A 723-nucleotide genomic window follows, 5' to 3' on the forward strand; every position below is an offset into this window, starting at 1 on the left:
GTGAATGCAACGTAGCTTTTCGTTCATCGGAAACAGCGACCAGCGCAGGAGCACCTGATGCAGACGTTCCACACCCCGGCCCCCGTCACCACCACCATCGACATCCCCGCCGGACGCCTCCAGATCATCGCCGCCGACCGCACCGACACCACGGTCGAGATCCGGCCCGCCGACCCCGCCAGGAACCGCGACACCAAAGCCGCCGAGCGGATCGAGATCACCCACGACGACGACACCCTGCGGATCACCGCCCCGCACGCGAAGAACCAGTACTTCGGACCCTCCGGCGCCGTCGAGATCACCGTCCGGCTGCCCGCCGGCTCCCACCTGCGGGCCACCTCCGCCGCCACCGAGTTCCGGGCCGTCGGACGCCTGGGCACCATCGACCTCCAGGGCGCCCACGGCCCCGTCAAGATCGACGAAGCCGCGAGCATCCGCCTCACCGCCACCGACAGCGACATCACCGTCGGCCGCCTCACCGGACCCGCCGACATCAGCACCCACAAGGGCGACATCACCCTCACCGAAGCCGTCACCGGCCCCCTGGTGCTCACCACGCAGATGGGCGACATCACCCTCGCCACCGCCGCCTCCGCCACCCTCGACGCCGGCACCTCCTACGGCCGCATCCACAACACCCTCAAGAACACCGACGGCGCCGACGCCCCCCTGACCATCCGCGCCACCACCACACACGGCGACATCACCGCCCGCAGCCTCTGA

Annotated in this window: 1 protein-coding gene; it reads left to right on the forward strand. The window is 70.0% G+C overall.

Features of this window, described 5'->3' with window-relative positions; genetic code table 11:
- Positions 1 to 57 precede the first annotated feature (57 nt).
- Positions 58 to 723: a DUF4097 family beta strand repeat-containing protein gene (locus AQI94_RS42305; RefSeq protein WP_062230368.1), complete on the forward strand. Its 666-nt coding sequence runs from the start codon at positions 58 to 60 to the stop codon at positions 721 to 723.

Origin of the sequence: Streptomyces pseudovenezuelae, from assembly GCF_001513955.1 — a bacterium.
GTDB lineage: Bacteria > Actinomycetota > Actinomycetes > Streptomycetales > Streptomycetaceae > Streptomyces > Streptomyces pseudovenezuelae.